The organism is Paraburkholderia sp. J69-1, assembly GCF_905220255.1.
Taxonomy (GTDB): domain Bacteria; phylum Pseudomonadota; class Gammaproteobacteria; order Burkholderiales; family Burkholderiaceae; genus Paraburkholderia.
In genome coordinates this window covers 237,192-261,050 of the sequence record NZ_CAJMZG010000010.1, presented here as the reverse complement: position 1 = coordinate 261,050, position 23,859 = coordinate 237,192, and the positions used below count along the sequence as shown (strand labels likewise).

At 65.2% G+C, this 23,859-nt stretch carries 20 protein-coding genes and 1 pseudogene; 6 read left to right on the top strand and 15 right to left on the bottom strand.

Annotation, left to right across the window (positions count from 1 at the left end):
• Positions 1 to 3: 3 nt before the first annotated feature.
• From U5A67_RS20355 to U5A67_RS20330, 6 genes are all read right to left on the bottom strand, one after another.
• Entirely contained in the window at positions 4 to 1,206 is a 1,203-nt protein-coding gene (locus U5A67_RS20355) for a tryptophan--tRNA ligase (RefSeq protein WP_321814511.1), read from the bottom strand.
• A 4-nt stretch (positions 1,207 to 1,210) separates the two neighbouring features.
• Entirely contained in the window at positions 1,211 to 1,876 is a 666-nt protein-coding gene (locus U5A67_RS20350) for a site-2 protease family protein (protein WP_321814512.1), read from the bottom strand.
• A 60-nt stretch (positions 1,877 to 1,936) separates the two neighbouring features.
• On the bottom strand, positions 1,937 to 2,572 hold the full coding sequence (locus U5A67_RS20345) for an L-threonylcarbamoyladenylate synthase (protein WP_205981831.1): 636 nt from the start codon (positions 2,570 to 2,572) through the stop codon (positions 1,937 to 1,939).
• 171 nt (positions 2,573 to 2,743) lie between these two features.
• Positions 2,744 to 3,574: a 3',5'-nucleoside bisphosphate phosphatase gene (locus U5A67_RS20340; protein WP_205981832.1), complete on the bottom strand. Its 831-nt coding sequence runs from the start codon at positions 3,572 to 3,574 to the stop codon at positions 2,744 to 2,746.
• Between the two features lie 105 nt (positions 3,575 to 3,679).
• Positions 3,680 to 4,579, bottom strand: a complete 900-nt coding sequence (locus tag U5A67_RS20335) for an alpha/beta fold hydrolase (RefSeq protein ID WP_205981833.1) — start codon at positions 4,577 to 4,579, stop codon at positions 3,680 to 3,682.
• A gap of 94 nt (positions 4,580 to 4,673) precedes the next feature.
• Positions 4,674 to 5,564, bottom strand: a complete 891-nt coding sequence (locus U5A67_RS20330; protein ID WP_321814513.1) for a ferritin-like domain-containing protein — start codon at positions 5,562 to 5,564, stop codon at positions 4,674 to 4,676.
• A gap of 173 nt (positions 5,565 to 5,737) precedes the next feature.
• Between U5A67_RS20330 and U5A67_RS20325 the strand changes: the two genes are divergently transcribed.
• The 3 genes from U5A67_RS20325 to U5A67_RS20315 all read left to right on the top strand — a co-directional run bounded on the left by U5A67_RS20325 (position 5,738) and on the right by U5A67_RS20315 (position 7,800).
• Positions 5,738 to 6,262, top strand: a complete 525-nt coding sequence (locus U5A67_RS20325; RefSeq protein WP_205981835.1) for a gamma carbonic anhydrase family protein — start codon at positions 5,738 to 5,740, stop codon at positions 6,260 to 6,262.
• Between the two features lie 73 nt (positions 6,263 to 6,335).
• Positions 6,336 to 7,298, top strand: a complete 963-nt coding sequence (hslO, locus tag U5A67_RS20320; RefSeq protein WP_321814514.1) for an Hsp33 family molecular chaperone HslO — start codon at positions 6,336 to 6,338, stop codon at positions 7,296 to 7,298.
• Between the two features lie 76 nt (positions 7,299 to 7,374).
• Positions 7,375 to 7,800, top strand: a complete 426-nt coding sequence (locus tag U5A67_RS20315) for a hypothetical protein (protein WP_321814515.1) — start codon at positions 7,375 to 7,377, stop codon at positions 7,798 to 7,800.
• Between the two features lie 120 nt (positions 7,801 to 7,920).
• Here the strand turns inward: U5A67_RS20315 and ftsB are convergent, their stop codons facing one another.
• The 9 genes and pseudogenes from ftsB to U5A67_RS20270 form a co-directional block, all read right to left on the bottom strand.
• Entirely contained in the window at positions 7,921 to 8,340 is a 420-nt protein-coding gene (gene ftsB, locus U5A67_RS20310; protein WP_205981837.1) for a cell division protein FtsB, read from the bottom strand.
• A 101-nt stretch (positions 8,341 to 8,441) separates the two neighbouring features.
• Positions 8,442 to 9,725 (bottom strand): phosphopyruvate hydratase, encoded by a 1,284-nt coding sequence (gene eno / locus U5A67_RS20305; RefSeq protein WP_205981838.1) that lies wholly within the window; start codon positions 9,723 to 9,725, stop codon positions 8,442 to 8,444.
• A gap of 401 nt (positions 9,726 to 10,126) precedes the next feature.
• Positions 10,127 to 10,981 (bottom strand): 3-deoxy-8-phosphooctulonate synthase, encoded by an 855-nt coding sequence (gene kdsA / locus U5A67_RS20300; protein ID WP_205981839.1) that lies wholly within the window; start codon positions 10,979 to 10,981, stop codon positions 10,127 to 10,129.
• Positions 10,978 to 12,639, bottom strand: a complete 1,662-nt coding sequence (locus U5A67_RS20295) for a CTP synthase (protein WP_205981840.1) — start codon at positions 12,637 to 12,639, stop codon at positions 10,978 to 10,980. The genes kdsA and U5A67_RS20295 overlap by 4 nt, the downstream gene beginning before the upstream one ends.
• 209 nt (positions 12,640 to 12,848) lie before the next feature.
• Positions 12,849 to 13,652, bottom strand: a complete 804-nt coding sequence (locus U5A67_RS20290) for an alpha/beta hydrolase (protein WP_321814516.1) — start codon at positions 13,650 to 13,652, stop codon at positions 12,849 to 12,851.
• Between the two features lie 141 nt (positions 13,653 to 13,793).
• Positions 13,794 to 16,373 (bottom strand): annotated as a pseudogene (locus tag U5A67_RS20285) (ComEC/Rec2 family competence protein).
• A gap of 61 nt (positions 16,374 to 16,434) precedes the next feature.
• Entirely contained in the window at positions 16,435 to 17,223 is a 789-nt protein-coding gene (locus tag U5A67_RS20280; protein ID WP_321814517.1) for a TatD family hydrolase, read from the bottom strand.
• Between the two features lie 42 nt (positions 17,224 to 17,265).
• Positions 17,266 to 17,997, bottom strand: coding sequence for an ABC transporter ATP-binding protein (locus U5A67_RS20275; RefSeq protein WP_321814518.1), 732 nt, complete (start codon positions 17,995 to 17,997; stop codon positions 17,266 to 17,268).
• On the bottom strand, positions 17,990 to 19,243 hold the full coding sequence (locus tag U5A67_RS20270; protein WP_321814519.1) for a lipoprotein-releasing ABC transporter permease subunit: 1,254 nt from the start codon (positions 19,241 to 19,243) through the stop codon (positions 17,990 to 17,992). The genes U5A67_RS20275 and U5A67_RS20270 overlap by 8 nt, the downstream gene beginning before the upstream one ends.
• Before the next feature lie 372 nt (positions 19,244 to 19,615).
• On the opposite strand from U5A67_RS20270, the gene U5A67_RS20265 reads away from it, so the two are divergent.
• The 3 genes from U5A67_RS20265 to prfB all read left to right on the top strand — a co-directional run bounded on the left by U5A67_RS20265 (position 19,616) and on the right by prfB (position 23,727).
• The gene (locus U5A67_RS20265) at positions 19,616 to 20,746 is read left to right on the top strand and encodes a regulator (RefSeq protein WP_321814520.1); all 1,131 of its coding nucleotides are present in this window, start codon (positions 19,616 to 19,618) and stop codon (positions 20,744 to 20,746) included.
• A gap of 17 nt (positions 20,747 to 20,763) precedes the next feature.
• Positions 20,764 to 22,470: a single-stranded-DNA-specific exonuclease RecJ gene (gene recJ / locus U5A67_RS20260; RefSeq protein WP_321814521.1), complete on the top strand. Its 1,707-nt coding sequence runs from the start codon at positions 20,764 to 20,766 to the stop codon at positions 22,468 to 22,470.
• 152 nt (positions 22,471 to 22,622) lie between these two features.
• A protein-coding gene (gene prfB, locus U5A67_RS20255) for a peptide chain release factor 2 (protein ID WP_205981848.1) occupies positions 22,623 to 23,727 on the top strand; the annotation gives its coding sequence in 2 pieces (ribosomal slippage) (positions 22,623 to 22,703 and positions 22,705 to 23,727; 1,104 coding nt in all).
• The last annotated feature ends 132 nt before the right edge of the window (positions 23,728 to 23,859 follow it).

Sequence of the window (23,859 nt, the reverse complement as noted above, 5' to 3'; positions counted from 1 at the left end):
GCTTCAGGTGTAGGACAGGCCCATCGCCTCGCGCACGTCGCGCATGGTTTCGGTCGCGTACTTGCGTGCGCGGTCGCAACCATCGGCGACGATGGCGCGCAGCAGCGACGGATCGTCCATGTACTTCTGCGCGCGTTCGAGCATCGGCTGCTGTTCGCGCAGGATGCCTTCGATCACCGGCTGCTTGCACTCCAGACAGCCGATACCGGCCGAGCGGCAGCCCTTCTGCACCCACTCGTGCGTGTCGGCGTCCGTGTAGACCTGATGCAGCTGCCACACCGGGCACTTGTCCGGATCGCCCGGATCGGTGCGGCGCACGCGTGCCGGGTCGGTCGGCATGGTGCGGACCTTCTTTTCGATCGATTGCGCGTCTTCGCGCAGTGCGATGGTGTTGCCGTACGACTTCGACATCTTCTGGCCGTCGAGGCCCGGCATACGCGAGGCTTCGGTCAGCAGCACCTGCGGTTCCGGCAGAATGATCTTGCGCGAGCCTTCGAGGTAGCCGAACAGGCGCTCGCGGTCGCTCATCGACAGGCTTTGCGATTCCGACAGCATCGCACGCGCCTGTTCGAGCGCTTCTTCGTTGCCTTCCTGCTGGTAGGCGTTGCGCAGCTCGTGATAGAGCTTCGAGCGCTTGCCGCCGAGCTTCTTCGCAGCTTCGTTGGCCTTCTCTTCGAAGTCCGGCTCGCGCCCGTACATGTAGTTGAAGCGGCGCGCCATTTCGCGCGCCATTTCGACGTGCGGCACCTGATCTTCGCCAACCGGCACGAGCGAAGCGCGGTACAGCAGGATGTCGGCGGCCATCAGCACCGGGTAACCGAGGAAGCCGTAGGTGCCCAGATCCTTGTCGCGCAGCTTTTCGATCTGTTCCTTGTAGGTCGGCACGCGTTCGAGCCACGACAGCGGCGTGCTCATGCCGAGCAGCAGCGCCAGTTCCGCATGCTCGGGCACGCGGCTCTGGATGAAGAGCGTCGCCTGGTTCGGATCGATGCCCGAAGCCAGCCAGTCGATCAGCACGTCCCAGACGTTCCTCTCGATCACATCCGGCGTCTCGTAGTGCGTCGTGAGCGCGTGCCAGTCGACGACGCAGAAGAAGCACGGGTACTCGGACTGAAGCCGGACCCAGTTTTTCAGCACGCCGTGATAGTGGCCGAGGTGCAGCGACCCGGTGGGCCGCATGCCGGAGAAAATACGGTCTGGGAACATGATCTTATGAGAAGAGCGAAACAAGGGGAGTAAGCACTGCCGTCACCACGTCGTAGCCAATCGACACGAGCGGGCGCAGCCAGAATCGCGTGAAGACGCCGGAGACCAGCAGCGCCATCACGATGATGAAACCATAGGGCTCGAGGCGCGAGAGCGCAATGCTCGCACGCGTGGGCAGCAGCGCCGCGAGCACCCGGCCGCCGTCCATCGGCGGCAGCGGAAAGAGGTTGAGCACGCCGAGCACCAGATTCACGCCCACGCCGGCAGCGGCCATGCGCGTGAAGAACGCTTCGTCGACGCCCGTCACCGCCAGCGCCACGCCGAACACGCCCCACGCGAGCGCCTGCACGAAGTTGCAGGCCGGGCCCGCAGCCGCGACCCATAGCGTGCCCCAGCGCGGATTGCGCAGATTGCCGAACGCGATCGGCACCGGTTTGGCGTAACCGAACACGAACGCGCCGCTGGTGAGGAAATACAGAATCAGCGGCATCGCGATCGTGCCGACCGGATCGATATGGCGCATCGGGTTCAGCGACACGCGGCCGAGCACATAGGCGGTGTTGTCGCCGAGCATGCGCGCGACATAGCCGTGCGCGGCTTCGTGCAACGTGATCGCGAAGATGACGGGCAAGGCGTAGACGACGAGCGTCTGAATGATCGTGGCTTCCATGGCGGCGTATTGTAACAACGCGCTAGCGGCGCGCCGGTCGTCGTGAGTACAAAGCGCGCATCAGGCCTCTTCTTCGAGGCCGAAAGGCGCGAGCGAACCGCGTCCCGCGCGCACCAGCACGGGTTCGTCGCCGCTCAGATCGATGATGGTCGACGGCTCCCACGGGCAGGCGCCGCCGTCGATCACCAGGTCGAGCTGCTTTTCGAGGCGTTCGCGGATCTCCTCGGGGTCGTTCAGCGGGTCCGTGTCGGGCGGCAGGATCAGCGTCGAGGCCAGCAGCGGCTCGCCCAGTTCTTCCAGAATCGCGAGCGGAATCGGATGGCCCGGCACGCGCAGGCCGATGGTCTTGCGCGACGGATGCGAGAGCCGGCGCGGCACCTCTTTGGTCGCTTCGAGCACGAACACATACGGCCCCGGCGTCACCGATTTGATCAGCCGGTACTGCCGGTTGTCGACCATCGCAAAATTGGCCAGCTCCGACAGGTCGCGCACCATCAGCGAAAGCAGCGCCTTTTCGTCGAGATGACGGATGCGGCGCAGACGTTCGGCCGCCTGTTTATCGTCGATGCGCGCGGCGAGTGCGTAGCTCGAATCGGTCGGCAACGCGATCACGCCGCCATCGCGGATGATCTGCACCGCCTGCTTGACGAGGCGCGGCTGCGGATTTTCAGGGTGAAGCCGAAAAAACTGTGACATGGCAGTAATCAGCTGACGTAGGCAAAGCGGATGGAGAGCGAACCGGACGCGTCACGCCGTGAAACAGTCGCACAACAGCGGCATACGTGCGGCGCGCGGCCGTACGCAAGCATGCGAAAAAACGCGATCAGGCTCAGAAACGAAGGCGACGGGCCGCGTGGGAAACGCGGCCTACAGCCATCGCTCCCAGACAGGCTTGAGATCGGACGGCAGCGGCGGCAGCGTGCCGGGCTCGATCGAATCCGCGCCCTTGGCGTGGAAATCGGAGCCGCGCGACGCCTCGAAGCCGAAGCGGCGCGCCACCGCGGCATATTCGCCGTACTGGTCGGGCGTGTGGCTGCCGGTGACGACTTCGATGGCCTTGCCGCCCAGATCGATGAATTCGCCGAAGAAGGCGTCGAATTCGAGTTGCGTGTAGTTGTAGCGCCCCGGATGCGCGACCACGGCCTCGCCGCCGGCGGCCTTGATCCAGCCCACGGCATCGGCGAGCTTGGCCCAGCGGTGCGAGACATAGCCGGGCTTGTTGTCGCCCAGCCAGCGCGAGAACGCGTCCTGCATGGTCTGTGCGCGGCCCGATTCCACCAGGAAGCGGGCGAAGTGCGTGCGCGAGATCAGATCGGGATTCGAGACGTACTGGAGCGCGCCTTCGTAGGCGTTCGGAATGCCGAGTTCGCCCAGACGCTCGCCGATCGCTTCAGCGCGCGCCGCGCGGCCATTGCGCGTGCGGGCGAGCCCGTCGACCAGCGCCGGGCATTCGGGATCGACATGCAGACCGACGATATGCACGGTGCGCGACGCCCACGTGACCGAAACCTCGACACCGCTCAGATAACGCATGCCGAGCGACTCCGCCGCCTCGCGCGCTTCGCGCTGGCCGCCGAGTTCGTCGTGATCGGTGAGCGCCCACAGCGTCACGCCGCCTGCCTTCGCCAGCTGCGCGACGGCAGCCGGGGCCATCTGGCCATCGGAGACGGTGGAGTGACAGTGGAGATCGGCGTTCATTGCGGGCGTAAGGAATGAGAGCGTCTATTTTACTGCAATGCGACGAAAGCGTGCCCGTGGTCCCGGGCATGGCCCGGCTTCGTTCCTGTCAGCTCGATGCAGCGATCAGGCTGCGCAGAATGCCTCGATGAGCCGCGCCACGGCCTCGGGCTGATCGTGATGCACCATATGCCCCGCTTCTTCGATAAAGCGCTCGCGCCAGTCGGGAAACGCTGCGAAGCGCTGCTTGAATTCGTCGATGGGCACTTTGCCGGCGATCCACGCCAGCGTCTCGGAATTCGTGGCTTCGACGTGCAGCACTTTCGCGCTCACGCAGGCCCACACCGCCATGATCTCTTCGAGCCGGTACAGCACCGGGTTCACCATCTTGTGCGCCGGATCGCCGAGCAGCATATAGCCGCCCTCGCCGTTCGCGCCCGCCACGGGCTTCGACCAGTGCTGCGCGAGAAAGCGCGCCCGCGCCGCTTGCAGGCGCGGATTGGTCTTGACGAGGCGCGCGGCGACATCGGCAAGCGTGGCGTAGGGGCGCAGTTGCGGCGGCGAGCGCATTTCGTCGAGCCAGTCGCGCACGCGTTTGGGCGCCTGCGCCGGCACCGTCGCCGACATGCCGAAACCCTCCAGATCGACCACGCGCCGCACACGCTCGGGCCGCACGCCCGCGTAGAAGCACACCACGTTGGCGCCCAGACTATGGCCGACGAGGTTCACCTGGCCGTCCGGCGCGTAATGATCGAGCAGCGCGTCGAGATCGGCGACGTAATCGTGGAACCAGTAGCTGCCGCCACCGCGCTGCGCCGCCGGCCAGTCCGACAGACCGAAGCCGCGCATATCGGGCGCGATCACCTGCCAGTCGCCGCCCAGCGCATCGACGACGAACTGGAACGAAGCCGCCACGTCCATCCAGCCGTGCAGCATGAACAGCACAGGTGCGTCTTCCGCGCCCCAGCGGCGCACATGCAGGCGGATACCGTTGACGGTGACGAATTCAGATCGGGAGAGGTTCATTGCGCTGCGCTCGCACAAAAACGAATGGTCGTTCGATTATATCGGTACGCCGGCAGGTTTCGATCGGTGTGACACCTGATGTCGCGCGGCGGCGTTATTTTTCGCTCGCGGCGGCGTCCTGGGCGATCAGCGCGTTGAGTTCGTCTTCGTCGAAACCCGCCGAGCGGCGCGCCTCGACGTTGAACGGACCGCGCATTCGGGGCGCGTGATAACGCGCGGCGAGCGTGAGCCACGCCTCGTGCGGATCGAGCCCGCGTTCGTCGCACAGCTGCCGGAACCAGTGGTTGCCGATACGCACATGGCCGACTTCGTCGCGCAGGATGATGTCGAGGATCGCGGCCGATTCGTGGTCGCCCGCCTGCTTCAGGCGCGCGCGGATCGGCGGCGAGGCGTCCAGACCGCGCGCCTCCAGAACGCGCGGCACCAGCGCCATGCGCGCGAGCACGTCGTCGCAGGTGCGCTCGCACATCTCCCACAGGCCGTTATGGGCGGGGAAATCGCCGTATTGATGGCCGTAGTCGGCAAGACGCTGGCGCACCAGCGAGAAGTGATACGCCTCCTCCGCCGCGACCTTGAGCCAGTCGGCGTAAAAGGCGTTGGGCATGTCGGGGAAACGCCAGACGGCGTCGAGTGCCAGATTGATCGCGTTGAATTCGATATGCGCGAGCGCATGCAGCAGCACCACGCGCCCTTGCGGCGTGCTCATGCTGCGGCGCTGCAGGCTGCGCGGCTCGACCAGTTCGGGCTGCGCCGGGCGGCCGGGCAGATCGGCGGGCGCTTCCAGTACGTGTGGGGCGTCCCAGGCGGACTCGCCGCGCGCCGCTGCCTCGAGCGTGCGCGCATGGAGCGCGCTCACGGCTTCGGCCTTGGCAAGCGGGTCGCGCTCGCGCAGCGCGGCCAGCGCGACGGCGCGCCAACCGCCACGCAGCGGCGCGGACGAAGGAGTGGGAACGTTCTGGACAGCGGCGGAAAGCACGGAACTCATCGCGAAACAGACGGAAATGGGCGTGGAACTCGAATGACCGGGAAAACAGCGCCCCGGAAGCATTGAGCGCAACCGTTTACAATACGCGATTCACCCGCTCTGCGCCGCCCGCGCCGTGACGTGTCCGGGCGCGCAACCCGCAGTTACCGCAAGAAAACAGGAGACGCAACACCGTGGCCATCTACAAGCTTGGTGAAGCAGCGCCCACCATTCACGAAAGCGTGTTTGTCGCAGACAACGCCACCATCATCGGCAAGGTCGAACTCGCCGAGGAATCGAGCGTCTGGTTTGGCGCCACGCTGCGCGGTGACAACGAGCTGATTTCGGTCGGCGCGCGCAGCAATGTGCAGGAAGGCGCGGTGTTGCATACCGACCCGGGCTACCCGCTCACGCTCGAAGCGAACGTGACGGTTGGCCACCAGGCCATGCTGCACGGCTGCACGGTCAAGGAAGGCGCGCTCATCGGCATTCAGGCGGTGGTCTTGAATGGCGCAGTGATCGGCCGCAACTGTCTGGTTGGTGCGGGCGCGGTGGTCACCGAAGGCAAGGTGTTCCCCGACAACTCGCTGATTCTCGGTGCGCCCGCCAAAGTGGTGCGCGAACTGACCGAGGCGGACATCGCCGGCCTCAAGCGTAACGCGGACGTCTACGCCGAGCGCCGGGAGTATTTCAAGGCGCAGCTCGTGCGCATCGGCTAAAGCCTCTGGTAGTCAGGGCTTGCCGCTGTGCGACGCGGGCCGCGCCGCCAGGAACGAAACGAAGGAAAAGATTGTGAACGACCAGTTGCAGAAATTCATGTTCAGCGCCGCGCCGGTGCGTGGTGAGATCGTCTCGCTGCGTAACACGTGGCAAGAGGTGCTCGCGCGCCGTCAGTACCCGGCTCCCGTGCGCACCGTGCTCGGCGAGATGATGGCCGCCTGCGCCCTGCTTTCGGCCAACCTGAAGTTCGACGGCACGCTGATCATGCAGATCCTGGGCGATGGTCCGGTGCGGATGCTGGTCGCGCAGTGCAGTTCGGACCTGTCGATGCGCGCGACCGCGCGTCTGTCGGACGGCATCGACCCTAACGACGCTTCGGTCTTTACCGACGACCTCACGCTCGACCAGCTCGTCAACGTGAGCGGCGACGGCCGCTGCGTGATCACGCTCGATCCGGCCAACAAGCAGCCGGGCCAGCAGCCGTATCAGGGCATCGTGCCGATGAACGGCGAAGACGGCCCGCTCGCCTCGATCGCCGAAGTGCTCGAGCACTACATGCATCACTCGGAGCAGCTCGATACGCGTCTGTGGCTTGGCGCGAACGAAGACCGCGCCGTTGGCATGCTGCTGCAGAAGCTGCCGGGCGATGGCGGCATCGTGCCGCATCCGCACGAACTCGACGCCGATACCTGGGAGCGCGTCTGCACGCTCGGCGGCACGCTCTCGCGCGAGGAACTGCTCGAACAGGAGCCCGAAACGCTGTTCCGCCGTCTGTTCTGGCAGGAAAACGTGCAGCATTTCGAGCCTACCGGCACGCGCTTTTCGTGCAGCTGCACGCGCGAAAAGGTCGGCGCGATGCTCAAGATGCTGGGCCGCGAAGAGGCCGACAGCGTGATCGCGGAGCGCGGTCACGTCGAAGTGCATTGCGACTACTGCAACCAGCGCTACGAGTTCGATCCCGTCGATGTGGCGCAACTTTTCGCCTCGCCGGGGCTCTCAGAAGGTGTGTCCCCCGCCGCGGACCAGCGTCATTGATACCGGCCTTCTCCGGTTCAAGACCTGCGGATCCGGGCAGCCTGGGACGCTACGTCTGACTGGGGAAGGAAAAGACATGAATACACGCTTCGGGGCCGGGCACGCTGTAGAACGCGCTGGATGGCGATCGGCGCGCACGCTGTTTGCCGCCGTCACGCTGGCCGCACTGGGCGCGGGTGTCGTGCTGACGAGCGGTTGCACGCTCGATCCGCCCGGCCCTTCGCCGATCTACAGCCGTCTGCCCGAAAACGCTGCGGCAATGCCCGGCATGGCGCCGTCGCTGTCGCAGGATCAGCTCAAGCGTTACGACGCCATCGACCAGCAGGCGCTCAACGATCAGGACCGCGCCATGGCTGCCGAAGCCGCCGCCGATGCCTGGTCGCGCGCCTACGCGCCGCCCGTCACCGTCTACGGCGGCTACTACAGCGGCGGCTGGGGCGGCGGCCGTGGCTGGGGCACTGGCATCGGGTACGGTTATCCGGGCTGGGATTGGGGCTGGTAAGCCACGTCCTGCACGGTTTTCGACGTACAAACAAAAAGCGCGGCATCCAACTGGATGTCGCGCTTTTTCTTTATCTGCCTTGCCCGCTTTATCCGCAACGCGAGCGAAAACCAGCGGAAATCAGCCGGCCTTCTTCGCTTCCCTGCCGTGACCGTGGCGCTTCTCCGGCACGCGTGACACCGGGTTCGGCACCACCTTGACCGGCGTGGACATCTCGCCGCGCGTGGACGTATTCGACGAACCTACCGGCGTCGACGGCAACGGCTGGTTCGGCGACACGAACTGCACGAACACCTCGCTGTCCTTCACCATGCCCATCTCATAACGCGCGCGCTCTTCGACCGCCGCCGTGCCATTCTGCAGATCCTGCACTTCGCCCGCGATGCGTTCGTTGCGCAGTTTTTCGTCGTCGTTCTGCTTCTGCTGCTGGGCGAGTTCGCCTTGCAGTTCGTGCACGCGCAGCCAGCCGCCATGGCCCCACCAGAGCGGATACTGGATCAGCGCAAGCAGGATGATCAGGACGACAGTGACAAGCCGCATGAGTAGTGCCGGATAAATACACGCCGCCCTGCGCTTAACGCAGGGCGGCGGAAGGGATGACGAAAGTGGACAGCAAGGCCGCTGCCGGGGTTCAGGTCCGCTTAGCGCAGGTTATAGAACGCCGACTTGCCCGGGTAGCTGGCGATATCACCGAGGTCTTCTTCGATGCGCAGCAGCTGGTTGTACTTCGAGATACGGTCGCTACGCGAGAGCGAACCCGTCTTGATCTGACCCGCGTTCAGGCCAACGGCGATGTCCGCGATGGTCGAATCTTCGGTTTCGCCCGAGCGGTGCGAAATGACGGCCGTGTAACCGGCGCGCTTGGCCATTTCGATGGCTGCGAAGGTTTCCGTCAGCGTGCCGATCTGGTTGATCTTGATCAGGATCGAGTTGCCGATGCCCTTCTCGATGCCTTCCTTCAGGATGCGCGTGTTGGTGACGAACAGGTCGTCGCCCACCAGCTGGACCTTCTTGCCGAGCTTGTCGGTCAGGATCTTCCAGCCTGCCCAGTCCGACTCGTGCATACCGTCTTCGATCGAGACGATCGGGAACTTGTCGGCGAGCGTGGCCAGGTAGTCGGCGAATTCAGCCGACGACAGTTGCAGGCCTTCGCCGGCCAGCTGGTACTTGCCGTCGTGGTAGAACTCGCTCGCTGCGCAGTCGAGTGCCAGCAGAACGTCTTCACCTGCGCGGTAGCCCGCCTTTTCGATCGCTTGCAGGATGGTCGACAGGCATTCGTCGTTGCTGCCGAAGTTCGGTGCGAAACCGCCTTCATCGCCCACGGCCGTGCTCATGCCGCGATCCGACAGGATCTTCTTGAGCGCGTGGAAAATTTCCGCGCCGCAACGCAGCGCTTCGCGGAACGTCGGCTGGCTCACCGGCACGATCATGAATTCCTGGATGTCCAGGCTGTTGTTCGCGTGCGCGCCGCCGTTGACGATGTTCATCATCGGCACCGGCAGTTGCATCGCACCCGAACCGCCGAAGTAGCGGTACAGCGGCAGACCAGCTTCTTCAGCAGCCGCCTTGGCGACGGCCATCGAGACAGCCAGCATTGCGTTGGCGCCCAGGCGCGACTTGTTGTCGGTGCCGTCGAGTTCGAGCAGGGTCTTGTCGAGGAAGGCCTGTTCCGATGCGTCGAGGCCCATGATTGCCTCGGAGATTTCGGTGTTGATGTGCTCGACGGCCTTCAGCACGCCCTTACCGTTGTAGCGGCCGGCTTCGCCGTCGCGCAGTTCGATCGCTTCGCGCGAGCCGGTCGATGCGCCCGACGGCACAGCCGCACGGCCCATCGTGCCCGACTCGAGCAGCACGTCGCATTCGACGGTGGGATTGCCGCGCGAATCCAGAATCTCGCGACCGATGATATCTACGATTGCACTCATGGTTTCCTCAGGAAATGACAGTAATTCTTGCGAGACACGCACCCTCTGCATAGTCCGGCGCGGCGCAGTTTCTGCACTCGGGCGGGACACACCGTCATATGGGACAGGCGGCGCGGTCGTCGGGTTCAACTTGTTGCAGCGCGAGGGTTACGCACCTGCTGTAACCGCTGCGCTGCCACGCTGCCTTGTACATCTGGCGCGGCGCGACTGCCTTCCTGCGCAGCATGGCATCGCTTCATGACACCTGCTGGGCGGACGGGCCGCGTACCGCGGCTCCTCCATCGCGCCGCTCATGCAATCGAAGCGGCGCGCAATACACAAACAACGCTGAAACTTTACGACAAGGCACGCGACGCGCAGCGAGCGCGCCGGTGCTTTACTGCGTGATTCCGTTCAACCTGTCAGTTGAAGTCGTTCTCGAGGAACGGCGTGCGCTTGACCGCCTGGTCGAGCGTCACGAGCGTTTCGAGCAGGTCGGCCATGCGGTTCAGCGGCACGGCGTTCGGACCATCGGACTTCGCCTGGGCCGGGTTCGGGTGGGTCTCCATGAACAGACCCGCCACGCCCGTCGCGACAGCAGCGCGCGCGAGCACCGGCACGAATTCGCGCTGGCCGCCCGAGCTGGTGCCCTGGCCGCCCGGCAGTTGCACCGAATGCGTGACGTCCATCACGACCGGGGCTGCCGTCTCGCGCATGATCGCGAGCGAGCGCATGTCCGACACGAGGTTGTTGTAACCGAACGAGACACCGCGTTCGCAGGCCATGAAACGGTCTTCGGAAAGCCCCGCTTCACGTGCCGCATCGCGGGCCTTGTCGATCACGTTCTTCATGTCGTGCGGCGCGAGGAACTGGCCTTTCTTGATGTTCACCGGCTTGCCCGAACGTGCGCAGGCGTGGATGAAGTCGGTCTGACGGCACAGGAACGCGGGCGTCTGCAGGACGTCCACGACCGATGCCACCGGGCCCACTTCCTCTTCCGTGTGGATGTCCGTCAGCACGGGCAGACCGAGCTGGCGCTTCACTTCGGACAGGATGCGCAGACCCTCGTCCATCCCCAGACCGCGGAACGACTTGCCGCTCGAGCGATTGGCCTTGTCGAACGACGACTTGTAGATGAACGGGATGCCGAGCTTTTCGGTGATTTCCTTCAGGCGGCCCGCCGTGTCGATCGTCATCTGTTCAGATTCGATGACACAGGTGCCCGCGATCAGGAAGAACGGCTTGTCGAGACCAACCTCGAAACCGCACAGGTTCATGCTTTCTCCTCAGCGCGCGCCTTCTGGTGCGCGACCGCCGCTTCGACATACGCCTTGAACAGCGGATGGCCGTCGCGCGGCGTGGACGTGAATTCCGGGTGGAACTGGACGCCGACAAACCACGGGTGCATGTCGCGCGGCAGTTCCATCATTTCCGGCAGATCTTCGCTCGGGGTACGGGCGCTGATGATAAGGCCGCCAGCCTCGAGCTTGGGCACGTAGCCGTTATTGACTTCATAACGGTGACGGTGACGTTCGTTCACGTCCTTGCCATAAATTTCCGCTGCGAGCGTGCCGGGCTTGATCGGGCAACGCTGCGAACCGAGGCGCATCGTGCCGCCGAGGTCCGAATCTTCGCTACGCTTTTCGACCTTGCCTTCGCGGTCGGCCCATTCGGTGATGAGTGCCACCACGCGGTCCGGCGTGTCTGCGTCGAATTCCGTGGAGTTCGCGTGCTTCAGACCCACGACATCGCGGGCGAATTCGATCACGGCGAGCTGCATGCCGAGGCAGATGCCGAGGTACGGCACCTTCGCTTCGCGAGCGTATTGAATCGCCTTGATCTTGCCTTCGGTGCCTCGACGGCCGAAGCCACCCGGCACGAGAATCGCGTCGAGGTGCTTGAGGCTATCGACGCCCTGCTCGTCGATCACTTCCGAATCGATGTACTCGATGTTGACCTTGGCCGACGTCTTGATCGACGCATGGCGCAGCGCTTCGATCAGCGACTTGTACGACTCGGTCAGATCGACATACTTGCCGACCATGCCGATCGTGACTTCGTGCTGCGGGTTTTCGAGCTTTTCGACCATTTCCGACCAGATCGACAGATCGGCGGGCTTGGCGGAGAGCTTGAGTTCGTCGCAAACGATCGAATCGAGGCCTTGATCGTGCAGCATCTGCGGAATCTTGTAGATGCTGTCGGCGTCCCACACCGAAATAACGGAGTCTTCCGGCACGTTCGAGAACATCGAGATCTTCGCGCGCTCGTCGTCGGGAATACGGCGGTCGGCGCGGCACAGCAGCACGTTCGGATAGATACCGATTTCGCGCAGCTTCTGCACGCTATGCTGCGTGGGCTTGGTCTTGAGTTCGCCAGCCGTCGCAATGAACGGCACGAGCGTCAGGTGCACGAAACAGCAGCTGTTGCGACCGAGGCGCAGGCTCATCTGACGCGCGGCTTCGAGGAACGGCAGCGATTCGATGTCACCCACCGTGCCGCCCACTTCAACGATTGCCACATCGGGCTCGCCGCACGTCGCGGAAGCCGCGCCGCGTTCGACGAACGCCTGGATTTCGTTGGTGATGTGCGGAATGACCTGCACCGTCTTGCCCAGATAGTCGCCGCGGCGTTCCTTGCGGATCACCGATTCGTAGATCTGGCCCGTGGTGAAGTTGTTGGCCTTGCGCATCTTCGTGGTGATGAAGCGCTCATAGTGGCCGAGGTCAAGGTCGGTTTCCGCTCCGTCTTCCGTCACGAACACTTCGCCGTGCTGGAACGGGCTCATCGTGCCGGGGTCGACGTTGATGTAAGGATCGAGCTTGAGGAGGGTGACTTTGAGACCGCGCGATTCGAGGATCGCGGCGAGGGAGGCGGCGGCAATACCCTTGCCAAGGGAAGAAACTACGCCGCCGGTGACGAATACATATTTGGTCATCGCTAGATGCTCGCGGGAAAAACGGATTATACCGTAAAGCAAGGGCTAACCCTGAATTTTGCTTGAGCACTTTGCACAATCGTGTGCGGCATCGTCAGGCGCCTTTGCGCAAGCGCCTGTCAAGCAGATCGATGCCGATCGCGCCCTTTTGGACGCGCGCTGCGGGCACGTTCCAGGCGCCGGGTTTCAGCCGATCCAGGCGCCCCGGTTCAGCCGCCGTTCTCCATCGCATAGAGCATGCGTTGCACCGCGCGAGCGGTCTCGATCGGCCGCTCCATCGGATAGAGATGGCTGCCTTCGATCCACTCTAGGCGCGCGCCGGCGAGACGTTGCGTCGCAGCCATGCCGACCTGACGCATCTCCTTCGAACGCGTGCCCGCGATGAAGCTGACCGGCACCGGCGAGCCGTGCGCGAGACGCGTGCCGAAGGTATGCGGCAGCGTGCGATAGATCAGATATTCGGTGCGACGGTCGAAGGCGAGCGTGCGGGTGCCGTCAGGCGAAGTCTGAGGAATACCGTGATCGATATAGTCCGACAGGACACGCTCGTCCCAGCGCGCGAAAGCGGGCTTCGAGTGGAAGTGACGCCAGGCTTCGTCGCGGCTCGCCCAACTGGTGCGGCGCGTGCGCGTGGCCGCCGCCGGCGACAGCCGCTCGTCCAGCCCGGTCCATTGCGACACCTTGAGCATGCTGCTGCGCCAGCCCGCGATCACCGGCGAGTCGAGCATCACCACGCCCCTCACCCACTGCGGCTTCCTGAGCGCCGCCATCAGCGACAGATAACCGCCGAGCGAATGGCCGACCAGCCACACCGGCTCTTCATAGCTGCGACCAATGTCTTCCAGCAGTTGATCGACGAGATGCGGCCAGTCGCGCGTGACCGGAAAGCGCGTGTCGTGGCCGATGCGCTCGATGTAACGCAAGTCGTAGGTATCGCCGAGTTCCGCGAAGAGCGTGCGATACGTCGAGGCCGGAAAGCCGTTCGCGTGCGAAAAGTGGATGACGTTCTTCAATGGCGTGTTGTCTCCGTTCCGGTAGGCGGCGCCATGGCACGCATCGCCTGGCCGCCTGCTCCCTGTGTCTGTCTTGTTTGTTGTGTGCCGCGAGTGGTGCATGTGCTGCGAGTGGTGCCTCTGCTGCATGTGCTGCGTCCGTCAGTCGTCGCCCGCGTCCATCCAGTAACGCCGCTGCGTGTCGCGAAAACGCTCGACGGCAAGCTTGCCGGGCGCGGCTTCGATACGCACTGCGCCATCCGCGTCGCTGCGCGCAAGTACGATGTCGCGCGACGCGTAGCGCGCAAACACGCCCGGATGCGGGTGATGAAAACGGTTCAAATAGCCTACCTGAAATATCGCGACGAGCGGCCAGACAGAGTCGAGGAACGGTTCAGTCGACGATGTGCGGCTGCCGTGATGCGGCACGACAAGCACCTGAGACCGCAGCGCGGCGGCGTCGCGGGCAACCAGCGTGCGTTCGGCGGAGGCTTCGATATCGGCGGCGAGCAGCGCGGAAACCGCGCCCGCCTGCCCCTCCGCGGTAGACACGCGCAGCACGCAGCAATGCGTATTGGGTTTGCCGGAGAGCGGCCCTGCGTCGGGCCAAAGCACCTCGAACGTGACGCCGTCCCAATACCAGCGCTGCCCGGCAGCACATTGCACGGTCTGCGCTCCCAGCTTGCGCGCGCTGGCCCAGAGCGGATGCGCCGGCAGGATGCCCGCTACGAACTGCCGCACCGGCACGGCATCGAGCACCGCGGGCGCGCCACCGGAATGATCGGAATCGTCGTGACTGATCATCAGCGTGTCGAGCCGCATCACGCCGTGAGTCAGCAGATAAGGCGCGACGATACGCTCGCCCGCGTGGGTCGATTCCGGTCCGGGTCCGGCGTCGAACAACAAGGTGTGCCGCGCGGTCTCGACCAGCACCGACGTGCCCTGCCCGATGTCCAGCGCCGTCAGCCGGAATGCGCCCGGCGGCGGACCGGTTGGCGACGGCACCAGCAACGGCAACCACGTGATGGGCGCAAACCAGCGCAGCGGCCAGCCGCGTGGCGCAAGCAGCCAGACCACGCCGACAGCCGCACAGGACAACGCCCACACACCCGGTTGCGGCAAGCGCAGCAAGGCCCACGGCCAGCCCTCCAGCATCCCGAGCGTGTCGAGGAGCTAGGTCAGCATGGTGTGGGCGGCCTGAAACGCGTAGCCGTCGAGCGGCGTGGGCAACGCGACGCCGGCCAGCACCATCGGCGTGACGAACAGGCTCACCCACGGAATCGCGCCGGCATTGGCAAATGGGCCGATCAGCGGTATCTGCATGAACCAGTACGCAGTGAGCGGCGCGAGCGCCAGTGTCACCGCCCACTGGACACGTGCGCTGTCGCCTAGTCTCGATGAGAAACGGTTGAAAGCCCGCCGCCAGCGCTCGCGGCTAAAGATCGTGGCGATCCGCGCGCGAACGGCTCGCGCAAGACCGTTGCGCGCGGGCGCGGCTTCGTGCTCGCGCATCGGATCGAGCTCTTCCGGCGACAGCGCGGATGCTTCGAGGCGACGCACATGCGGCACGCCGCTTGCCGCAAAGAGAATGGCCGCAACCGCGCCGAACGACAGCCAGAAGCCCGGCGCCGTCACCGCCCACGGATCGCGCAACAGAACAAGCCCGAGCGCCCACGCGAGCACGTGGCTGCGCGACACCTCGCGCGATTGCCAAAGCGCCACCGCCGTCACCGCCAGCATCCAGAGCGCGCGCTGCACCGGCACGTTGAAACCGGCGAGCGCGGCATAAGCCGCCGCTGCAACGACAGCCCCCGCCACGGCCACTTTTTGCGCGGGCAGGTGGATCGGCGCTTCGACACCGCGCCAGCGCACACGACGCCAGAGCGCACCCGCGAGCCAACCCGCCAGCCCGGCGACAAAAGCCAGATGCAAGCCGGAAATCGCCACGAGATGACTCGTGCCGGTGTTGCGCAACAGCCGCCAGTCGGCGTCGCTGACGGCGTCCTGTGCGCCGGTCGCCAGCGCCACGACAAGGCCGCGATGCGGCGCATCGGCGAGCACCGCGTCGATACGCGCCCGCGCCGCCGCACGCGAGCGTTCGATCAACACACCTACGCTTTGCGCGTCGGGCTTCAAGCGCGCCGCGTGCTGTTCATCGCTGATATAGCCGGTCGCCCGCACACCGCGCGAGAGCAACGTCGCTTCTGAATCGCGCAAGCCAAAGTTGCCTTCCGAATGCGGACGTTTCAGCCGCACGCTCAAGCGCCATCGAGCACCCGGCGTGAGCATCGGCAATGGCGCATCGCGCGCGACCCAGCTCAGCTGGATCAACGACGGCAGCGCTTGCGCATCAGGCGCACGCAGGCCCCAGGCGTCGACCGCAAAAAGGAAACTCGCCGCGCCCGCATCCTGCGAAAGCATGCGCGTGATATGGCCTGTCACTTCGATATCGCGCTTCTGCCACGCGGCGGGCAGCGTCTGCGCGAGCCGGATTTCCGCGCGCCATGCCGCGTAGCCCCAGCCCACGCCAGCGGCCGCCAGCCAGATCGCCAGCCACGCGGAAACTCGCCGCGCGCACCGCCGTGCACCGGCATCGTCGCGCTCACGAAACGCCCAAATCGCCCAGGCTACGCAAGCAGAAATGCAGGCAGCCAGCGCGAACCAGACGCCCCGCCCCGGCAGCCCCGCCGCGCGCTGCAACGCAATGACGCCCAGCGCAAAACCGCACCACATTGCCCGCATCGCGCCTCCCGGTTTCCGGTGAAGCGCAACACGCGCAAAAGCGCTTCACCACGAGAGGAAATTATGCAGACGAAAGCGCGAGCCGCGGCAGCGCCGCCGCAGCGTTAGCCGTTGTGCCAAGGGCGAGTTCCTCGGGCGTCAGGCCACGCAAGGCCGCGAGTACGGCGCCGATGCGCGGCACCTGATCCGGCGAATTGCGCTGCTTGTAGAGCCAGGACGGCGAGATATCGGGCGCATCAGTTTCCATGACGATCGCTTCCAGCGGCAACTGCTCCGCCAGCCGCCGGATCTGCAACGCGCGCTCGAAAGTCGTGTTGCCGCCGAAACCCAGATGCATGCCCTGTTCGATAAAGGCGTTCGCCTGCTGGAAACTGCCGTTGAACGCATGCGCAATGCCGCATCGCACGCCATTGCGGCGCAGGCCCGCCAGCACTTTGTCCTGCGACTTGCGCACGTGGCAGATCGCGGGCAATTCGAACTCGCGCGCGAGACGCAATTGCGCGTCGTAGAAGTGCTGCTGGCGCGCGTCGTCGAGTCCCGGCACGAAATAGTCGAGACCGATTTCGCCGATCCCGACGAACTTCGGATCGTCGAGACTCGCCTCGATCTGCGCGCGCAATTCGGCGAGATCCTCGTCACGTGCGCCTGGCGTATAGAGCGGATGAATCCCCAGCGCGTAGACCGCGCCGGGTGTGCGATGCGCGAGCGCGCGCACGGTGTCGAAATTCCAGCGCGCGACGGCCGGAATCACGATCCGCGAGACGCCCGCCTCGCGCGCCGCCGACGCCACCGCATCGCGATCGGCGTCGAACTCACCGGCATCCAGATGGCAATGCGTGTCGATCCACATGAAAGGCGCACTCCGGCCAGCCAGGCCAACGAATCTCGTCGATCAGACCGGCACAACCGGCTCTTCGTGCAGCATGCCGTCGCGCAGACGCACGATGCGATCGCAACGCGCCGCCAGCTCGGCATCGTGCGTGACGATCACGAAGCTCGTCTGGAACTGGTCGGAGAGTTCCATCATCAGGTTGAAGACGTTGTCCGCCGTGCCGCCGTCGAGGTTGCCGGTCGGTTCATCGGCGAGCACGCAGGCCGGATTGGTGACCAGCGCACGCGCAATCGCGACGCGCTGACGCTCGCCGCCCGACAGCTCGCCCGGCCGATGCCGCGCACGATGCGCAAGCCCCACGCGATCGAGAATCGCCAGCGCTTCGGCGCGCGCCGCTTCCTGCGGCATGCGGCGAATACGCAGCGGCATCGCCACGTTATCGAGCGCCGAGAATTCCGGCAGCAGATGGTGGAACTGATAGACGAAACCCAGCGCGCGGTTGCGCAGATCGTTGCGATCGCGCTCCGACAGTTCCGTAAACGGCTTGCCGAGCAGTTTGACGTTGCCCGTGCCCGGTTCGTCGAGACCGCCCAGCACGTGCAGCAAGGTGCTCTTGCCCGAACCCGACGCGCCCACGATCGCGAGCTTTTCGCCGCGCTTCACGGTGATATCGGTGTCATGCAGCACCTGCACGGAAAGCGCGCCCTGGCCGAATACCTTGGAGATGCCGCTGGCTTCGATCACATAGGGGTAATCGCCCGCCGCGGCTTGAACCGATTGACGCTCATTCATAACGCAGTGCCTCCGCGGGACGTACCTTGGCCGCGCGCCAGCTGGGATAAAGCGTCGCCAGCGCGGACAGCACGAACGCAATCAAGCCGATCCGGATCACGTCGCCCGGGACGAGTTCCGAAGGCAGCTCGCTAATGAAATAAACCGACGGCGGCAGGAACTGCACGCCGAGCAGATGTTCGATCATCGGCACGAGCCATGGAATGCTCCAGGCGATCAGGCAACCGAGCGCAACGCCAATGGCCGTGCCCACGAAGCCGATCGTCACGCCCTGCACGACGAAAATCTTCATGATCGAGCCGGGCTGCGCGCCGAGCGTGCGCAGAATCGCAATGTCGGCCTGTTTGTTCGTCACCGTCATCACCAGCGACGACACGAGGTTGAACGCCGCCACCGCGATGATCAGCGTGAGGATGATGAACATCATGCGCTTTTCGATCTGCACCGCCGAGAACCACGTCTTGTTCTGCTGCGTCCAGTCGCGGATGTAGAGATCGCCGGACAGCGTGTGCACGAGCTGGCGCGCGACCGTTGGCGCACGCTGCATGTCCTTCAGGCGCAAGCGCACGCCACTGGGTGCGGCGAGGCGATAAAGCACTTCGGCATCGCGGATATTCACGAGTGCGAGCGTGCTGTCGTACTCGTAATGCCCGGACTCGAACACGCCCACCACCGTGAACTGCTTCAGGCGCGGCAGCATGCCGGCCGGCGTGATCGTGCCTTCCGGCGCGACCAGCGTGACCTTGTCGCCCTTCGTCACGCCCAGACTCACGGCGAGATCGGCGCCGAGCACGATATTGAAGCTGCCCGGCGTCAGATCGTTCATGCTGCCGAGCTTCATTTCCTTGTCGATGTCGGAAACCTGCGGCTCTTCGGACGGCTCGACGCCGCGCAGCGCCACGCCGCTGACGCTGTCGCCGCGCGTGAGCAGCGCCTGGGCGTCGACATAAGGCGCCGCGCCGATCACCTCGGGATTGGTCTTCGCTTCCTTCGCCGTGAGCTGCCAGTCGGGCATCGAACCCGTGGGCGAGAAGATCTCGACGTGAGCGAGCACCGAGAGCATGCGGTCGCGCACATCGCGCTGGAAGCCGTTCATCACCGAAAGCACGACGATCAGCGCCGCAACGCCGAGCGCAATGCCCGACATCGAAATCAGCGCGATGAACGAGATGAAACCGTTGCCGGTCGTGCGTTTGCCGGCGCGCGTATAGCGCCAGCCTATCTGCCATTCGTAGGGAAGTTTCAAGCGAATCCTTTTGTGCTTCGTCGTTGCTTCGTCGTGATGCTGACGTGGCATCCGCTTCCCGGCCAGAAGCCCGATGCAGCGCGCATGCCACGTTTTTGCGTGTGGTGCCGGCGCGACCCTCCAGGCGCCGGTCAAGCCAACAATCAAGCGCGAAGTTTGCCACACTCCCGCCCCCTGAAGGACTTTGCGGCGGTGTGCGAGACGATCCGCGCCTGACAGATTGGACGCGAATTTCGCACGCAGGTGCCCGGCAGTTTTGTATCGGCACGTACGCAAGTGACTGATTTGTATGGCGAGACGCGCGCGCAGCACGAGGCCGCCACGCCCACGCACTCCGACTCGCGAGCCGCGCTGCGCCAGCGCCGAAGTACAATGCGCTCCATCATGTCCGCAGACCGCCTCCATCTTCTCGTGCCGTTCGCGCTGCCCTCGGCGGCCGTGGCGTCCACTGCCCTTGCCGGGCTTCAGTTCCCCGCCTTGTCGAAGCTGGTCGCCCGTGGGCGACTCGGCGAACAGGTGATCGGCGAGGATTTCCAGCGCACACTGCCGCACGAGCGCTGGGTCGCGCGCGCCTTCGGCGCCAATGCGCCCCGCGCCGACGCCACGCCCAACGGCGCCGCTGCCGACGACGAAGCGCCGCTCGCGCCGTGGATGCTGCTCGCCGATGGCGGCACGCCCGGCGACAGCACCTGGGCCTGCATCCAGCCGGTTCACGTGCGCATCGCGCACGACCATCTGGTGCTGATCGATCCCGATTCGCTCGAACTGACCGACAGCGACGCCGCCGCGCTCTACGCGGTCGCCAGGCCGCTGATCGAGGAACTGGGCGTGCGCATCGAAGCGCCCACGCCGCAACGCTGGTATCTGTCGAGCGATCAGTTCGGCACGCTGGCCGGCGCGTCGCCCTTGCGCGCTAGCGGCCGCAATATCGAAATCTGGCTGCCGCACGAGGCGCATTCGGGCCAGCGCTCGCGCGCATGGATGAAGGTGCAGAACGAAGTGCAGATGGCCTGGTTCGAGCATCCGGTCAACGAAGCGCGCGAGGCCCGCGGCCTACCCGCCGTCAACTCGATCTGGTTCCATGCGCAAGGCGCGATGCGGCCGGTGCAGCGTGCCTTCGCGCGCGTGCGCTCGGATGCCGCAGCCACGCGCGGTCTGGCTCTGGCATCGGGCGCGCAACTGCTTGGCGTGCCGGAAACCTTCACCGCGCTCGCGGCTTCGCCCGATCGATCGGACGCAGCAACGCCTGGCACGACGCTGATCGAAATCGATCCGTTCTCGGCCGCCTATATCCAGCAGGACTGGGGCCGCTGGAATGCCGCCTTCGCGCAACTGGAGCGCGACTGGTTCGCGCCCGCGCTGGCCGCGCTCGAAAACGGCACGCTGGCCGAACTGGGCGTGACGCTGTGCGGCGATACCGGCTCGGTCACGCTGGAAGCCACGCGCGGCGATCTGCGCAAATTCTGGCGACGCCGCGAATTCGCGTCGCTGTTCATCGAATAACTTCTCAAGCGTCAAGCATGACCCGAATCGTCACCCGCGCCTGCTCCCCCGCCGATACCGAGGCGCTGATCCGCCACGGCCTGCATCCCGTGCTCGCGCGGCTTTACGCCTCGCGCGGCGTATGCCAGCCCGACGAGATCGAAACCGGCCTCGCCCGCCTGATTCCGCCCACCGGCATGAAAGGCCTGGAAGAAGCCGCCGAACTGCTCGCCGACGCGCTCGAAGCGGACTGCCGCATGCTGGTGGTCGCCGACTACGACTGCGACGGCGCGACCGCCTGCGCGGTGGCCGTGCGCGGCCTGCGCATGTTCGGCGCGCAGATCGACTATCTGGTGCCGAACCGCTTCGAGTACGGCTACGGCCTCACGCCCGAGATCGTCGCGCTCGCCGCGCAGCGCAAGGGCGGCCCGCCCGATGTGCTGATTACCGTCGATAACGGCATCGCCAGCGTGGAAGGCGTGGAAGCGGCCAACGAACTCGGCATCGAAGTGCTGGTGACCGATCACCACTTGCCCGGCGACACGCTCCCCGATGCGCGCGCCATCGTCAATCCGAACCAGCCTGGCTGCGAATTTCCGAGCAAGTGCATCGCGGGCGTGGGCGTGATGTTCTACACGCTGCTCGCCCTGCGCGCGGAACTGCGCCGCCGCGGCGCATTCAGCGACGGCAAGCCGGAACCGCGTCTGGACGGCCTGCTCGATCTGGTCGCGCTCGGCACGGTCGCCGACGTCGTGAAGCTCGACGGCAATAATCGCGTGCTGGTCGCGCAAGGCCTGCAGCGCATCCGCAACGGCCGCATGCAGCCGGGCATCGCCGCGCTCTTCCGGGCGTCGGGGCGCGAGGCGAAAAGCGCTTCGGGCTTCGACATGGGGTTCGCGCTCGGACCGCGCCTGAACGCGGCGGGCCGGCTTTCCGACATGTCGCTCGGCATCGAATGCCTGACCACCGACGACGCCGGCCGCGCCTACGAACTCGCCCAGCAGCTCGACTCGATGAACCGCGAACGCCGCGAGATCGAAGCCGGCATGCAGCAGCAGGCGCTCGCCGATCTCGCCGATGTCGATCCGCAAGGCAACGCCACCATCACGCTCTTCAACGAAGGCTGGCACCAGGGCGTGATCGGCATTGTCGCGGGCCGGTTGAAGGAGAAGTTCCACCGCCCGTCCTTCACCTTCGCGCCCGCCGACGATGACGGCGAGCTGGTCAAGGGTTCGGGCCGCTCGATTCCCGGCTTCCACCTGCGCGACGCCATCGACCTGATTTCCAAGCGCGATCCTGGCCTGATCCACAAGTTCGGCGGCCATGCGATGGCGGCCGGCATGACGCTCGCCGCCGCCGACGTGCCGCGCTTCGCCGAGGCCTTCGAACGTGTCGGCCGCGAATGGCTGACCGCCGAAGCGCTCGCCCGCACCGTGGAAACCGACGGCGATCTCGAAGACGCCTATTTCACGCCCGATTTCGTCGAGATGATCGACGCAGCGGTCTGGGGCCAGGGCTTTCCGGCGCCGGTGTTCTCGGGCGAATTCGAAGTCGCCTCGCAGGCGCTGGTGAAGGACAAGCACCTGAAGCTGCAACTGCTGCGCGGGCGTCAGCGCTTCAACGCGATCTGGTTCAACCACACCGAAACGCTGCCGCAGCACACCACCGTCGCCTACCGTCTGGTGCGCGACACCTGGAACGGCGTTTCGCGCGTGCAACTGGTCGTGGAGCACGCCGCGCTCTGACCCTGTAACGATCGCGCCGCCGTCGCGATCCGCCTTGGCCGATCGAGCGCGCCGAAATACGCCCGCGCCCACTCCCGCATGGGCTGGAGGCCGGGCCAAGCGATGCCCGATCGGCTATAATTGCGTGTTTTACACGCCGGATCACGACAAAAATGGAAGCGGAACGTCTCAACGCTATCGAAGCCCTTCTGGCGGACCTGCGCGCGCGCGCGGGCGAGCTACGGGGGTATCTTTGACTACGACGTAAAAGCCCGACGGCTCGTCGAAGTCAACAGCGAACTCGAAGACCCTAACGTCTGGAACGATGCCAAGCACGCCCAGGGTCTCGGCAAGGAAAAGAAGCTTCTCGAAGGCGTCGTGCATGTGCTCGACGGCATCGAGAACGACTCGCGCGACACCCAGGATCTCTTCGAGATGGCGCGCGAAGAAGGCGACGAAGACACGCTCGTCTCCGTCGAAGCCGACGCCCAGGCGATCGAAGCACGCGTCGCCGACGTCGAGTTCCGCCGCATGTTCGCGAATCCGGCTGACCCGAACAACGCCTTTATCGACATCCAGGCCGGCGCCGGCGGCACCGAAGCCTGCGACTGGGCGTCGATGCTGCTGCGTCAGTACGTGCGTTACTGCGAGCGCAAGGGCTTCAAGATCGAAGTCCTGGAAGAATCGGAAGGCGACGTCGCCGGTATCAAGAGCGCAACCATCAAGGTCGAAGGCGAATACGCCTACGGCTTCCTGCGCACCGAAACCGGCATTCACCGCCTCGTGCGCAAGTCGCCGTTCGATTCGTCGGGCGGGCGTCATACGTCGTTCTCGTCGGTGTTCGTGTACCCGGAAATCGACGAGTCGTTCGAGATCGACGTCAATCCGGCCGATCTGCGTATCGATACCTACCGCGCTTCGGGCGCGGGCGGTCAGCACATCAACAAGACCGATTCCGCGGTGCGTATCACGCACATCCCGTCGGGCATCGTCGTGCAGTGCCAGAACGACCGGTCGCAGCACCGTAACCGCGCCGAAGCCATGGCCATGCTCAAATCGCGCCTCTACGAAGCCGAAATGCGCAAGCGCCAGTCGGAGCAGGACAAGCTGGAAGCGGGCAAGTCGGATGTGGGCTGGGGTCACCAGATCCGCTCCTACGTGCTCGACAACAGCCGAATCAAGGATCTGCGCACGAACGTCGAAATCAGCAACACCAAGGCCGTGCTCGACGGCGATCTCGACGCCTTCATCAGCGCAAGCCTGAAACAGGGCGTGTAAGGGCGTCAAGCCTGTTACGCGCCACGGCGGCCCTGCCGTCCAGCGGCCGCCCTCTCCCGCCGCCTGCGCATCGTCGCGGTTTTCCCACGATGCGCGGCGCGGCCGGAACCGAACTCCCAGAACCCGAGCCAT

Excerpts from the sequence above, each read along its gene's own strand:
- U5A67_RS20355 (WP_321814511.1), bottom strand. The coding sequence starts at position 1,206 with ATGTTCCCAGACCGTATTTTCTCCGGCATGCGGCCCACCGGGTCGCTG.
- U5A67_RS20350 (WP_321814512.1), bottom strand. The coding sequence starts at position 1,876 with ATGGAAGCCACGATCATTCAGACGCTCGTCGTCTACGCCTTGCCCGTC.
- U5A67_RS20345 (WP_205981831.1), bottom strand. The coding sequence starts at position 2,572 with ATGTCACAGTTTTTTCGGCTTCACCCTGAAAATCCGCAGCCGCGCCTC.
- U5A67_RS20340 (WP_205981832.1), bottom strand. The coding sequence starts at position 3,574 with ATGAACGCCGATCTCCACTGTCACTCCACCGTCTCCGATGGCCAGATG.
- U5A67_RS20335 (WP_205981833.1), bottom strand. The coding sequence starts at position 4,579 with ATGAACCTCTCCCGATCTGAATTCGTCACCGTCAACGGTATCCGCCTG.
- U5A67_RS20330 (WP_321814513.1), bottom strand. The coding sequence starts at position 5,564 with ATGAGTTCCGTGCTTTCCGCCGCTGTCCAGAACGTTCCCACTCCTTCG.
- U5A67_RS20315 (WP_321814515.1), top strand. The coding sequence starts at position 7,375 with ATGAATACACGCTTCGGGGCCGGGCACGCTGTAGAACGCGCTGGATGG.
- ftsB (WP_205981837.1), bottom strand. The coding sequence starts at position 8,340 with ATGCGGCTTGTCACTGTCGTCCTGATCATCCTGCTTGCGCTGATCCAG.
- eno (WP_205981838.1), bottom strand. The coding sequence starts at position 9,725 with ATGAGTGCAATCGTAGATATCATCGGTCGCGAGATTCTGGATTCGCGC.
- kdsA (WP_205981839.1), bottom strand. The coding sequence starts at position 10,981 with ATGAACCTGTGCGGTTTCGAGGTTGGTCTCGACAAGCCGTTCTTCCTG.
- U5A67_RS20295 (WP_205981840.1), bottom strand. The coding sequence starts at position 12,639 with ATGACCAAATATGTATTCGTCACCGGCGGCGTAGTTTCTTCCCTTGGC.
- U5A67_RS20280 (WP_321814517.1), bottom strand. The coding sequence starts at position 17,223 with ATGTGGATCGACACGCATTGCCATCTGGATGCCGGTGAGTTCGACGCC.
- U5A67_RS20275 (WP_321814518.1), bottom strand. The coding sequence starts at position 17,997 with ATGAATGAGCGTCAATCGGTTCAAGCCGCGGCGGGCGATTACCCCTAT.
- U5A67_RS20265 (WP_321814520.1), top strand. The coding sequence starts at position 19,616 with ATGCGCTCCATCATGTCCGCAGACCGCCTCCATCTTCTCGTGCCGTTC.
- recJ (WP_321814521.1), top strand. The coding sequence starts at position 20,764 with ATGACCCGAATCGTCACCCGCGCCTGCTCCCCCGCCGATACCGAGGCG.